Below are 12,296 nucleotides of genomic sequence, written 5' to 3'. Positions count from 1 at the left end.
CGGGTCGGCACAAAGATAGAAGCATAATTTTTGCGTCTGCGCCTGTGCGAATTAGGCACTGTCAGATCAGCAGCGCCTGCAGTGTCGCGAGGTCGTCGGCTTCTTCGACCGGTTTGTCCAGGCGCCAGCGCAGCATGCGTGGAAAGCGCACGGCGATGCCGCTTTTATGGCGTTTGGACAGGGCAATGCCTTCGAAACCCAGTTCGAACACCAAGGTCGGGGTCACGCTGCGCACCGGGCCGAACGTTTCCACTGTGGTTTTGCGGATGATCGCGTCAACCTTGCGCATCTCTTCGTCGCTCAGCCCTGAGTACGCCTTGGCGAAGGGCACCAATGCTCGCCCGGCCGTGCCGGGGGGCGCGTCCCAGACGGCGAAGGTGTAGTCGCTGTAGAGGCTGGCGCGGCGGCCGTGGCCACGCTGGGCGTAGATCAACACGGCATCGACGCTGAACGGGTCGATTTTCCACTTCCACCAGGTGCCCATGTCTTTGGTGCGACCCACGCCATACAAGGCCTCGCGCTGCTTGAGCATCAGGCCTTCCACGCCCAGGCTGCGCGACTGCTCGCGCTGTTCGGCCAGCTCGGCCCAGGTTTGCCCTTCGAGCAAGGGCGACAGCAGCACAGGCGCTAGCGGGTAATCTGCCACCAGGTGTTGCAACTGTTGACGACGTACGTGCTGCGCCTGGTTGCGCCAATCCTCGCCCTGCCATTCCAACAGGTCATAGGCCTGCAGCACCACGGGCGCGTCGGCCAGCAGCTTCTTGCCCAGGGTCTTGCGGCCCAGGCGTTGCTGCAACAGTGCGAAGGGTTGCACGGCCAGGGCATCGTCCGTTGCCCCTGGTTTCCACACCAGGATCTCGCCATCGAGCACGACGCCGTCCGGCAGTGTTTGCGCCAGGCTGTGCAGCTCGGGGAAGCGATCGGTGACGAGCTCTTCGCCACGCGACCAGACCCACAGCTGGCCGTCGCGCTTGACCACCTGTGCGCGGATGCCATCCCACTTCCATTCGATCTGCCAGTCGCTCGGCGGGCCGAGTTGCGCGTCAAACTGCTCGACGGGCGCCTGCAGCGGGTGGGCCAGAAAAAAAGGATAGGGCTGACCGCCACGCTGGCGGTGTTCATCCGCCGACTCGGCAGCGATCAACTGCTGGTAGCCGGCGGCGGTAGGGCGGTGGCTGATGTCGGTGTAGCCGACCAGGCGCTGGGCCACGCGCTTGGCGTCCAGGCCGGCCAGTTGCGCCAGGGCGCGGGTGACCAATAGCTTGGACACGCCGACGCGAAAGCTGCCGGTGATCAGCTTCAGGCACAGCATCAGGCTTGGCCGGTCGAGCTGCGCCCAGAGTGGGGGGAGGCGCTGGCGGATCACGTCGGGCGGCAGGCCGCGAAGGGGCAGCAGGTGTGTCTCGACCCAGTGGGCCAACCCCTCGTCGCTGCCATGGCTGTTTTCGGGCAGCAGCAACGAGATCGTTTCGGCCAGGTCGCCCACGGCTTGATAGCTCTCTTCGAACAGCCATTCAGGCAGTTCTGCCAGCTCAGTCGCCAGTTCGCGCAGCACACGGGTTGGCACCAGTTGCCGCGGGCGGCCGCCGGCGAGGAAGTACACGGCCCAGGCCGCATCCTCGGCAGGCGCCTGGGCAAAGTAGTCGCGCAAGGCGTCGAGCTTGGCGTTGCTGGAGGTGGTCGCGTCCAGGCGCAGGTACAGTGCGGCGAAGGCTTTCATGCCTCGGGCTCCGAGGTCGCGGGCTCGTCTTCGTCGCCGTATTCGGTGGCGAAGGCGCGAGCATCCAGGCCCTGTTCGTTCAAGTAGCGCACCAGCACGTTAACCGAGCCATGGGTGACCATCACGCGCTCAGCGCCGGTCTGGCCAATGGCCCACAGCAGGCCCGGCCAGTCGGCGTGGTCCGACAGCACGAAGCCGCGGTCGACGCCACGCCGCCGGCGTGTGCCGCGCAACAGCATCCAGCCGCTGGCGAAGGCATCGCTGTAATCGCCGAAGCGCCGCATCCAGCTACTGCCCCCGGCAGAGGGCGGGGCCAGGACCAAGGCTTGGCGCATTAATGGGTCGTTGCGCGGGATGTCGCCGGCATAGCGGGTTTCCGGCAGGTGCACGCCAGCTTCGCGGTACACCCGGTTCAACGGCTCGACCGCGCCGTGTACCAGAATCGGCCCGATAGTCGCGTCCAGCCCGTGGAGAATGCGCTGCGCTTTGCCGAAGGCGTAGCAGAACAACACGCTGGCCTTGCCCTGTGCGCAATTGGCGCGCCACCAGGCGTTGATACCGGCGAACACCTGAGGCTGGCGGGGCCAGCGGTAGATAGGCAGGCCGAAGGTCGACTCGGTGATGAAGGTGTGGCAACGCACTGGCTCGAACGGGGCGCATGTGCCGTCGGGTTCGACTTTGTAGTCGCCCGAAGCGACCCAAACCTGGCCTTGGTATTCCAGGCGTACTTGCGCCGAGCCCAGCACATGGCCGGCGGGGTGCAAGCTTAGGGTGACACCGTGGTGGAGGATGCGCTCGCCGTAGGCCAAGGTTTGCAGGTTGATGTCCTGGCCCAGTCGGCTGCGCAGGATGCCCGCGCCGGGCGCGGCGGTCAGGTAGTGATTATTGCCGGTGCGGGCGTGGTCGCCGTGGCCGTGGGTGATGATGGCACGGTCCACCGGCCGCCAGGGGTCGATGTAGAAATCACCGGGCGGGCAGTACAGGCCTTCGGGGCGGGCGATAACGAGGTCCATGGCACGGGCGCCGGTGGTGGGTTACCAGTTAGGAGCGCGGTGGGCGATGGGAAGTTCGAGTGAGTTCGTCGTGGGGGGTGTGGCGCCTGTGAAATCGAGCGCCGCGCGGGCGGCGCTCGATCTCACAGGCGCTACAAGGCCTGCGCCATACACCCAGACCATCACACCATCCCCTTTACCGACCCGGCACCAAGGTCAGCCGCGGGTTGCCATAGGCCCGCCCAAAGTTCTGCGGTTGCAGCGGCAGGCTCATGAAACGCCCCTTGAACCAGGCATCCAACCCGTCGCTGTAGTGCGGGCTTGCCGCGTTGCCGGACTGGCCGCTGCTGGTCAGCACCTGCAACGGTTCGGCCTGGCCGAAATCGACGACCATGCGTGCCGACGCTGGCAGGCGGGTGTCGAAGTCCCTGCCCCAGGCGTAGGGGGTGAGGGCCAGGGTACTAAAGTCGCCGCCGGCAGCCAGCGGTGAACGGCTGAGGGCATCACCCAGGCCATGGTAGGCCGGTGCCGGCCAGCGGTACTGGTGCAGCTTGCCCCACTGCCAAGCGCGGCGGTCGGCGCCGAGTTGCGCAGTGCCGGCATCCACCGCAGCGGCCAGGCTGCGGGCGAGAATCACCGGTTTGTCTTCTTTCTGCGGGGTGCTGCGGTCATCCCAGAACGGGCTGTCCTCGCGGCCCAGCAGGTGATCGGCCTGTGCCGAGTAGGAGAGCCGCGCATTGCTGACGAAGGCCTGCCAGGCAGGGCTGGATTCTGGCCCGAGGTCGTCGAGGAAGGTTTCGCGGGCGAAGGCCTGAAGGAACAGCTCGTACAGCGCGGCATCTGCCGACACCGGGCTCAGCCGGCCATCGAATGCCTTGAGCCGGGCCAAGGCGTCGCGAGCCTTATCACGCTGTGCAGGTGGCAGGGCATCGATGGCTTGCTTGAGCGGTTGAGCCATACCCGGTGCGTCGAACATCTGCTTGAGCTTGTCGGCCAGCAGGGTGACTTGATCGTTTTGCAGGGCCATCAGGCTGCGGCTGTCGTGACGGCCGTTGCCTGCCAACTGAGCCAGGCGCTCGGCGCGCTCGGGGTAGTACCAGGTGTTGGATAACTGCATGCCGTAGCCGCGCGGCAGGCTGCGCTGGTTGGCGTGGCCGATCCAGCCAGCCGGCGGGTCCTGATCGTAAGGGTGCAGCATCGGGTCAGCGTAACCGTCCCAGTCGTAACGGCCGTCCCAGCCGGGCGAAGGCAGCAGGCCCTGGCCTTCGCGGCGGTTTGGGTAGCGCCCGCTGACTTGCCAGCCGATGTGCTCTGGCTCGGCGAAGACGAAGTTGAGCGCCGCGGCGGCGACTTCGCGGGTGCTGTCGAATGCCCGTTCGACGGTCTTGGCGCGGGTCAGGTCGAACAGCGCGTCGAGGCTGCGGTCGCCCTTGAATTGAGGCAGGTTCAGGGCCAGGCCCAGGCTGGCGCTTGCCGGCTGGGCAAGGAGGGTGCCGTGGCGCGTGTCGTACATGACCTCGCGCAGCGGGCGTTGGCCACGCACGAAGAAGGTTTCGCTGCGTGCCCGTGCTGGCAGCCATTTGCCGTCGGCCAGGTAGCTCAGCTGGTTGCCTTGGCGGCGCAGTTGCTCCAGGTACAGGTCCTGGTTGTCGGCCATCACGGCGCTGCTGCTCCAGGCGATCTTGCCGTTGTAGCCGGCCAGCACAATCGGCAGGCCCGGCAGCGACAGGCCGGCGACCTGGTACTTGCCAGTGTGGATCTGCACCGGGCTTAGCGCCCAGGCGGCCTGGCTGTCGCTGGCCAGCAGGCTCTTGCCGCTGCGGCTGCGTTGGCCTGCCAAGGCCAGGTTGGCCGAGCCTGGGCTGCCGAGCAGGTCGAGGTCGGCGAGCTTTTGGCTGGCTGCCGCCAGGGCGGGCAAGCCGGGTAGCTGGCTGGCGAGGTTGAGGCCCTTGAGCTTTTCCACTTCGCTGTCGGCCAACGGTTCGTCCGGTGCGCCGGGCAGCAGCCAGGCCAGCTTGTCGCTGCCGACCTTCTGCGCCAGGGTCAGGGCGCTGAGTTCTTCTTGCAGGTTCACCGATTGGCTGAAGGCGTACAGGCTGAAGATCAGCGCCGAGTCTTCTGGCTTCCAGTACTCAGGGCGATGGCCGCTGCTGGCCAGGCTGGCGGGCAGCTTGTCGCGGTAGCGGAACAGGTAGGCGTTGACGCCGCGGGCGTAGACCTCGAAGAAGCGCTTGAGCCGTGGCGAGGCGTCGGCGTATTGCTGGGCGGCGCTTTGCTTGAGGTTGGCGGCGCGCATCAGGCGGTCGATGTCGAGGGCATCGCTGCCGGCAAGTTCGGCGAGGCGGCCTTGGGCGAGCAGGCGCATGGCGACCATCTGCTCGATGCGATCCCCGGCGTGTACGTAACCGAGGCTGAACAGCGCGTCATGGAAGTTGCCGCTCTCGATCAACGGTGCGCCCATGGCATTGCGCCGGACCGAGACGTTTTGTGCCAGGCCTTTGAGCGGCTGTACGCCGGTGGTCGGTGGCACGCTGTCCTGGTAGCCGCCCATCTGGCAACCGGCGAGTCCGAGCATGCCGAGCAGCGTGGCAGCGGTCGTGAACCGCGGGCGGAAGGGAGGAAAGGCGGGGGCGGCCATGACAAGGGCTCCTGCAAGGCGTGGCGGGGGTTTGGAAGGCGCTAAGGTAGTGAGCACGCAGGCGCGGTGCAAGGTGCTGAGGCGGTTTATTTACGAATGGTATGTGGGAGGGGCGTGCAGGTGTAGGGCTTTAGTGAAGTGGTGTTCTCGAGATCGAGCGCCGCCCGCGCGGCGCATCGCGAGCAACGCTCGCTCCTACGTTTGTTTCGGGCCAGTTTTTCCTGTGGCATTGGCGCGCGGCCCCTTGGCGCCTGACACGATATCGAGTCGAACAAACAAGGCGGTCGCGCGCCTCTATCACAGGCTTTACTGGCCCGAAACAAACGTAGGAGCGAGCGTTGCTCGCGATGCGCCGCGCGGGCGGCGCTCGATCTTGAGAGCATCACATCACTCAAGCCCTACACCCAGGCCCTCAGCACAACGTGCCGATCAAGCGCCGTGGCACTTCTTGAACTTCTTCTCGCTGCCGCAAGGGCAAGGATCGTTGCGGCCAACGTCCTTCAGGGCGTTACGAACAGGTTCCTGATGGCCGTGGTTGCAGTGCGGGCCGTGCACATGGCCATGGTCGTGATCGTGGTGGTGATCATGATCGTGGTTGCAGTCAGGGCCATGAACATGAGGTTGCTGGGTCATTGCAAAGTTACTCCGGTATGAAATCACCGGGGATTATCTCACCACTGCGCGACAAGTGCAGGTCCCGGTGGAACAGCAACCCGGTGGCCAGCTCGCCCTGCAAGGTGTAATGCAGTGGTTGCTCGCTTTTAAGCAGCTTGGCCAGCGGCTTCAGGTGCTGCCACAGGTTGGTCCGCGCGGTGATCTTGAAGGTGCGCCGGGCATGGCCGCCGACGCTGCGCCACACACTGGTCTCATCCTGCACCAGCAACAGGTCGTTGAGCCGTATCGAATACGCCAGGCTGCGGATGAACAAGCGGCTGTCATTCGGGTTGTCGACGCGCAGGTGCAGCACGAACTCCTGCTCAAGTAGCCTGGCCTTGACCGTTTCGACCCTGACCAGGTGCACCTCAGGTTCGCGCCAGTCGTCGCCGCCCCAGCTGACGCAGCCCGCTAGCAGTGCCAGCAGGGCGCCGAGCAGCAGTACGCGGGCCTGGGCGATCATGCTCAGCTGGCCACGTAACTGGCACAGCATTTCTTGAACTTCTGACCGCTGGCGCAAGGGCAAGGGTCGTTGCGCCCGGCCTTCAGCCCAACCGTGGGGTCGATGAAGTACCAGCGCCCCTCATGCTGGACGAACGCCGAGCGCTCGCGGTGCTGGTGATCGCCGTCCTCATCGTGCCAGCGCGCGGTGAAGGTGACAAAACCGTGCTCGGGTTGGCCACCCAGCACCTCGGCGCTTTCCACCTCCAGCCCCAACCAGGTGCTTTGGGCGCTCCAACTGGCCATGGCGCCGCGGTCCAGCACCGCTTGCTGGGCCGGCAGGGTGGTGCTCACCAGGTAGTCGATCAGGCCCAGCACGTAAGCGCTGTAGCGCGAGCGCATCAGCGTCTGGGCATCCGGTGCCGGGGTTCCGGCATGGTAGTGCCCGCAGCAGGCGTCGAGCAGGTTGCCACTGCCGCAAGGGCAGACCGAGACACTCATCATCACCACCAGTACTTTCCAAAATTTTCAGGGTTGGCCCAGAATCGCGCATTGAGCCAGTCCGGGACTTGCTTGTAGTCATGTAGATCATAGGTGAAGAGGCTCAACACCTGCCCTTCACGACGGAATTTTTCGCTGGCAGACAAGGCCAGGGCGAAAAAGTCAGTGTCTTGCCAACCGCAGGCCGAGAGGTCGGCCAGCACCGCAACCCGGCTGGCATTAAGGTTACGAATGCCGCCCAGCAGTTCCAGGCCGGTACGCTTGGGCAGGTGCTCCAGGCAGTCCACCAGCACCGCCAAGTCGAAGCGTTGACCGGCAAGGTCTGCCGGCAACGGGCCGGGTGCAGTCGTTGCGATGGCCACCTGCGGGTGTGCCTCGGCAAAGGCGTCCAGTGCGGGGAAGCGCGTGCCTACAAGCAACAGGCGTTGAGGGGTAAAACGCTCGAGCAGGGCCGCCAAGGCCTGCTGGGGCGTGCGCTGGGAAAAACCGTCGGTCATTGCCAATCCTCGTTCAAGTCATCCAAGACTAACGGGCCGCAGCGCCTGGGCAAAGCGGCATGTGACCGCGTCGTGGCTTATTGCTGGCAGGGATGGATTGCGCGGTCTTTACTCCCAGAGATCGGCCTTATGCCGATTCCCCTAGGAGAAGCAACGAAAATGAGCATAGTACGCACAGCGATACCCCTGGTACTGCTCACCAGTGTGTTGACTGGTTGTGCAGGTTTGCAAAAAACCGACTGGCCGAAGTGTGCTGCCGTCGGGGGCGTAGGCGGCGCCGCCTTGGGTGCCATCGAGAGTTCCAGCTGGGCTGGCTGGGGCGCGTTGTTGGGCGGTGGCCTGGCGGCGGGCTATTGCTGGGCCCATGGCGATGGCGACGAGGATGGTGACGGCGTGCCGGACAGCCGTGACAAGTGCCCCGGCACCCCACGCGGTGTGCAGGTCGATGCCAATGGCTGCCCGCCAGAACCGGTCGCGGTGGTCGAGGAAGTCGTGGTGCAGAAGGAAGAGGTCATCGTCATCCGCGATGTGCACTTCGAGTTCGACTCTGCGCGTCTGACAGCCAAGGATAAAGAGCGGCTGAACACCATCGCCACCCGCCTCAAACAGGAAGCACCGAGTGCCCGCCTGAGTGTCAGCGGCCATACCGACAGCGTGGGCTCTGACACCTATAACCAGAAACTGTCCGAGCGCCGTGCCCATTCGGTGACCGATTACCTGGTCGAGAGCGGTGTGCCGCGCAGCAGCTTCGTCTCGATAGTGGGTGCCGGGGAAACCCAGCCAGTGGCTGACAACGCCACGGCCGATGGGCGCGCCATGAACCGTCGCACCGAGATCAAGATCCAGCGGTGACGGCCAGCACCCGCGTCCGCGCCTGGAGCAGTGGCGCGGGCGCAGGCTGCTGGGCAGTTCGATCCGACAAGCGTCACTGCAGGGCCTCTGGCGCACGCCTTGGCATTACAGGTACTGTTGGTCGCACGGCTCGCTCGAACGGGCCGCTTCGACATAACAATAAATGTAGAGGGGCGGGGCTATGAAGTTCATCCTGGGCCTGGGCAAGGTCCTGACCGTTATCTTCTGGGGCGTGGCGCTGTTCAATCTGTTGATGCCGCAACCCTTGCCATTCAATCTTCTGATCAACGCGGCAGGCATTGTCTTGCTGAGCCTGCATGTGCTCGAGGTGTTGTTCTTCAACGCCAGCCTGCGTGGGCGCAGCCACCGTTGGTTCGACCGCTTGCAGATCCTGCTGACGGGGATCTTCCATGTCATGTCCATTCCTCGTGCGCAGGAGGCGCCGCGCAATGCGTAATCTGATGTTGCTGGCGGTGTTGGCCGCGCCCTTGGCCCAGGCCGAAAGCCTTGAGGTGGCTTCCAATTCCATGCTGCGCTTGCCCGACAAGTCGGCCAGCGTGCACCTTGAGTCCCTGCGCGTGGCCGACTCGGCGACGCTGCTTTTGCCTGCCACGCTCACCGAGTTGAAGGTCGATCACCTGCAACTGGGGCGTGAGGCGCGTATCGCCATTGCCCCCGCTGACCACCCGCTGCGCATTGAAGCACGCAGTGCCCGGCTGGGTGAGGGCAGCCAGATCAGTGCCCCGGGTGCGCCAGGCACCTACCAGCGTGCGGCCCGTTCCGGGCGAAGCCTGGACTTGAAGCTGGATGAGTTAGAGGCCGAGCAACTGTCGATCGATGCCCGAGGCGGTGCCGGCGCGCCGGGTTATGCAGGCCTCGATGGTGCCAACGGCCAAGCCGGGGGCTGCACCTGGGGCCAAGCCAGCCGCGGCGCCAATGGCGATGATGGCGGCAACGGGCATGACGGTGCGGCGGGTGGGCGAATTCGCCTGAGTGTGCCGCAGGGCTTTGCTCAATCGCGCATTGTAGTGCGCCTGGATGGCGGTGCCCCGGGCCAAGCCGGCACAGCGGGCAAGGCAGGCAAAGGCGGGGCGAGTAAAGGGTGTTTGGTCTATCGCACCGATGCCGGTGCCAGCGGGCGGCCGGGGCAACCGGGCCAGCCAGGCCTGGCCGGTGCCTCGGGTGAGTTGATCCTGCAGCGCCTTTGACCCGCGCGGGCGGCGCGGCCCAGGGTTGCGTCGCCTACAGCACCCACCGCGAGCTGGCCACGGCCACCACCGCGATGCCCAGCAGCAGGTTGATGCCGACCATCCGTCGAATCCTGCCCAGTACTGCGGCCCCCGTCGCCCAGTCCTCGGCCTGCACGGCTGTTTTCAGCTCGGGCAGCAGTAAGGCCTGGATGCGCATGAACAGGGCGAACATGGCAATGCCGCCACCGATCATCACATGCACGTACTTGGGCGCGGTCTCGAAGCCTGTGAAGCGCATGTGCAACATGCCGATACCGCTGATCGCCAAAATCGCGACCGCCAACCAGACCCATCTGAAGAAGCGTCGGAAAACTTCCACCCACAACCGCAGGCGCGCAGGCCCGTCGAGGGCTGCAACCGTTGCCGGGCGCAGCACTAGCCAGGCGAAGAACATGCCGCCGACCCAGACCAGCGCGGCCAGGACATGCAGTGTGTAGGGGAGGGCAAAGGCAAGCATCCGGATCTCCATGCGGCATAAAGGGCAATAGCGGGGTATGATAGCCGCCCATGCGAAACACTGAAAATATATCCAGCCCTCCGGGCGCCTGCAGACCATGATCAGCAACGAACTCAAAGCCACCATCCAGGGCGCCTACTCGCGTTTTCTCGAAGCCAAGAGCCTCAAGCCGCGGTACGGCCAGCGCCTGATGATCGCCGAAGTGGCCAAGGTGCTCGGCGACATCGCCTGCGACGATGAAGGCCGCCGTGCCGGCGAGCCTGCCGTTGTCGCCGTCGAGGCGGGTACCGGTACCGGCAAGACGGTCGCCTATGCGCTGGCCGCGATCCCGGCCGCCAAGGCTGCCGGCAAGCGCCTGGTCATCGCCACCGCGACCGTCGCCCTGCAAGAGCAGATCGTCTTCAAGGACCTGCCCGACCTGATGCGCAGCAGCGGGCTGAATTTCAGCTTCGCCCTGGCCAAGGGGCGCGGCCGCTACCTGTGCCTGTCCAAGCTCGATGTGCTGCTGCAAGAAGGCCACGCACAATCGGCCACCGCGCAGTTGTTTGAGGAAGAAGGCTTCCACATCGAAGTCGACGAGCGCAGCCAGAAACTGTTCAACAGCATGATCGAGAAACTGGCGGGTAACCGCTGGGACGGCGACCGCGACAGCTGGTCCGAAGCCCTGGAAGACCAGGACTGGGCGCGCCTGACGACCGATCACAGCCAATGCACCGGCCGCCACTGCCCGAACTTCCAGCAGTGCGTGTTCTATAAAGCGCGCGAGGGCATGGGCAAGGTCGACGTGATCGTCACCAACCATGACATGGTCCTGGCTGACCTGGCCCTGGGGGGCGGCGCGGTGTTGCCCGACCCACGCGACACCATGTACGTGTTCGACGAAGGCCACCACCTGCCAGACAAAGCCATTGGCCACTTCGCGCATTACTCGCGCCTGCGCTCCACCGCTGACTGGCTGGAGCAGACCGCCAAGAACCTCACCAAGCTGCTGGCCCAGCACCCGTTGCCGGGTGACCTGGGCAAACTGATCGAACAGGTGCCGGAGCTGGCACGGGAGATCCGCACCCAGCAGCAGTTCATGTTCACCCTGTGCGAACAGGTCGCGGACTTCCGCCCCAGCGAAGATACCGAGGGCCGTGAACGCCCGCGCTATCGCTTCGAAGGTGGCGTGGTGCCGGAGCAGATCCGCGAGGTGGGCATCGAATTGAAAAAGGGCTTCGCCCGTCTCAACGACCTGTTCACCCGCCTGGCTGACCTGCTGAAGGAAGGCATGGACGGTGAAGTGAATATCGGTATCGCCAGCCACCAGGCCGAAGAATGGTACCCGCTGTTCGGCAGCCTGGTGACCCGCGCTCAGGGCAACTGGGAGCTGTGGACGGCCTTCACCGCCGAAGACCCCGAAGACAGCCCGCCCATGGCGCGCTGGCTGACCCTGGCCGAAAGTGGGGCGTTGTTCGACATCGAAGTCAACGCCAGCCCCATCCTCGCCGCCGAAATGCTCCGTCGCAGCCTGTGGAGTGTCGCCCACGGCGCGCTGGTGACCTCGGCCACGCTCACCGCCCTGGGCAAGTTCGACCGCTACCGCATGCGTTCGGGCCTGCCGCGTGATGCTGTTACCTGCGTGGTCCCCAGCCCATTCGTGCATGGCGATGCCGGCCTGCTGCGGGTGCCCGACCTGGGCGCCGACCCACGTGATGCGGCGGCGCACACCGCCGCCATCATCCGCGAATTACCCAACATGCTCGATGATGCCCGGGGTGCGCTGGTGTTGTTCTCGTCGCGCAAGCAGATGCAGGATGTGTTCGACGGCCTGGACCGGGACTGGCGCAAGCTGGTGCTGATCCAGGGCAACCTGTCCAAGCAGGAGACCCTGAACAAGCACAAGGCGCGGGTCGATGATGGCCAGCACAGCGTGTTGTTCGGCCTGGCCAGCTTTGCCGAAGGTGTCGATTTGCCCGGTGCCTATTGCGAGCATGTGGTGATCGCCAAGATCCCCTTCGCCGTGCCCGACGACCCGGTCGAGGCGGCCCTGGCCGAGTGGATCGAAGCCCGTGGCGGCAACCCGTTCATGGAAATTGCCGTGCCGGATGCCTCGTTGCGGTTGATCCAGGCCTGTGGCCGGTTGCTGCGGACCGAGCAGGATCGCGGCGTCATCACCTTGCTCGATCGGCGCTTGGTCACCCAGCGCTACGGCAAGGCTATTCTCAATGCGCTGCCGCCCTTCCGGCGGGAGATTTCCTGACGGCCGGAGCACACTGCTCCGGCTTGTTGTCCATCACTCAGTCTTGGGCTCA

Annotated in this window: 12 protein-coding genes; 4 read left to right on the top strand and 8 right to left on the bottom strand. The window is 65.2% G+C overall.

What is annotated here, in order from left to right; genetic code table 11:
- Positions 1-61: 61 nt before the first annotated feature.
- From HU750_RS23800 to HU750_RS23770, 7 genes are all read right to left on the bottom strand, one after another.
- On the bottom strand, positions 62-1,720 hold the full coding sequence (locus HU750_RS23800; protein ID WP_186682747.1) for an ATP-dependent DNA ligase: 1,659 nt from the start codon (positions 1,718-1,720) through the stop codon (positions 62-64).
- The gene (locus tag HU750_RS23795) at positions 1,717-2,733 is read right to left on the bottom strand and encodes a ligase-associated DNA damage response exonuclease (RefSeq protein ID WP_186682746.1); all 1,017 of its coding nucleotides are present in this window, start codon (positions 2,731-2,733) and stop codon (positions 1,717-1,719) included. Before HU750_RS23795 ends, HU750_RS23800 begins: the two co-directional genes overlap by 4 nt.
- A 175-nt stretch (positions 2,734-2,908) precedes the next feature.
- Entirely contained in the window at positions 2,909-5,350 is a 2,442-nt protein-coding gene (locus HU750_RS23790; protein ID WP_186682744.1) for a penicillin acylase family protein, read from the bottom strand.
- Positions 5,351-5,779: 429 nt separating this feature from the next.
- Positions 5,780-5,983, bottom strand: a complete 204-nt coding sequence (locus HU750_RS23785) for an SEC-C metal-binding domain-containing protein (RefSeq protein WP_033694179.1) — start codon at positions 5,981-5,983, stop codon at positions 5,780-5,782.
- A 7-nt stretch (positions 5,984-5,990) separates the two neighbouring features.
- Positions 5,991-6,467 carry an LEA/WHy family protein gene (locus tag HU750_RS23780; RefSeq protein WP_186682779.1) on the bottom strand — a complete coding sequence of 159 codons (477 nt, stop codon included), beginning with the start codon at positions 6,465-6,467 and terminating at the stop codon, positions 5,991-5,993.
- A 2-nt stretch (positions 6,468-6,469) separates the two neighbouring features.
- Entirely contained in the window at positions 6,470-6,946 is a 477-nt protein-coding gene (locus HU750_RS23775; protein ID WP_186682742.1) for a YchJ family protein, read from the bottom strand.
- 2 nt (positions 6,947-6,948) lie between these two features.
- Positions 6,949-7,443: a DUF6231 family protein gene (locus HU750_RS23770; RefSeq protein WP_027594221.1), complete on the bottom strand. Its 495-nt coding sequence runs from the start codon at positions 7,441-7,443 to the stop codon at positions 6,949-6,951.
- 159 nt (positions 7,444-7,602) lie between these two features.
- Between HU750_RS23770 and HU750_RS23765 the strand changes: the two genes are divergently transcribed.
- From HU750_RS23765 to HU750_RS23755, 3 genes are all read left to right on the top strand, one after another.
- A complete protein-coding gene (locus tag HU750_RS23765; RefSeq protein ID WP_027594222.1) occupies positions 7,603-8,295 on the top strand; it encodes a PA1041 family peptidoglycan-binding anchor lipoprotein in 693 nt (230 codons plus the stop codon).
- Positions 8,296-8,476: 181 nt separating this feature from the next.
- Positions 8,477-8,752 (top strand): DUF1145 domain-containing protein, encoded by a 276-nt coding sequence (locus HU750_RS23760; protein ID WP_027594223.1) that lies wholly within the window; start codon positions 8,477-8,479, stop codon positions 8,750-8,752.
- The gene (locus HU750_RS23755; protein WP_099430253.1) at positions 8,745-9,503 is read left to right on the top strand and encodes a hypothetical protein; all 759 of its coding nucleotides are present in this window, start codon (positions 8,745-8,747) and stop codon (positions 9,501-9,503) included. Before HU750_RS23760 ends, HU750_RS23755 begins: the two co-directional genes overlap by 8 nt.
- 34 nt (positions 9,504-9,537) lie before the next feature.
- Here the strand turns inward: HU750_RS23755 and HU750_RS23750 are convergent, their stop codons facing one another.
- Complete coding sequence (locus HU750_RS23750; RefSeq protein ID WP_186682740.1) at positions 9,538-10,002, bottom strand: CopD family protein; 465 nt, start codon at positions 10,000-10,002, stop codon at positions 9,538-9,540.
- A gap of 97 nt (positions 10,003-10,099) precedes the next feature.
- Here HU750_RS23750 and dinG point away from each other — a divergent pair, with 97 nt between their 5' ends.
- Positions 10,100-12,244 carry an ATP-dependent DNA helicase DinG gene (dinG, locus tag HU750_RS23745; protein ID WP_027594226.1) on the top strand — a complete coding sequence of 715 codons (2,145 nt, stop codon included), beginning with the start codon at positions 10,100-10,102 and terminating at the stop codon, positions 12,242-12,244.
- Positions 12,245-12,296: the final 52 nt, after the last annotated feature.

The sequence above is a fragment of the Pseudomonas sp. SWRI50 genome (assembly GCF_014269095.1).
In the GTDB taxonomy this organism is placed as follows: Bacteria; Pseudomonadota; Gammaproteobacteria; order Pseudomonadales; family Pseudomonadaceae; genus Aquipseudomonas; species Aquipseudomonas kermanshahensis.
The sequence above is the reverse complement of the archived record's forward strand: the minus strand, read 5'-3'. Positions and strand labels throughout refer to the sequence as shown.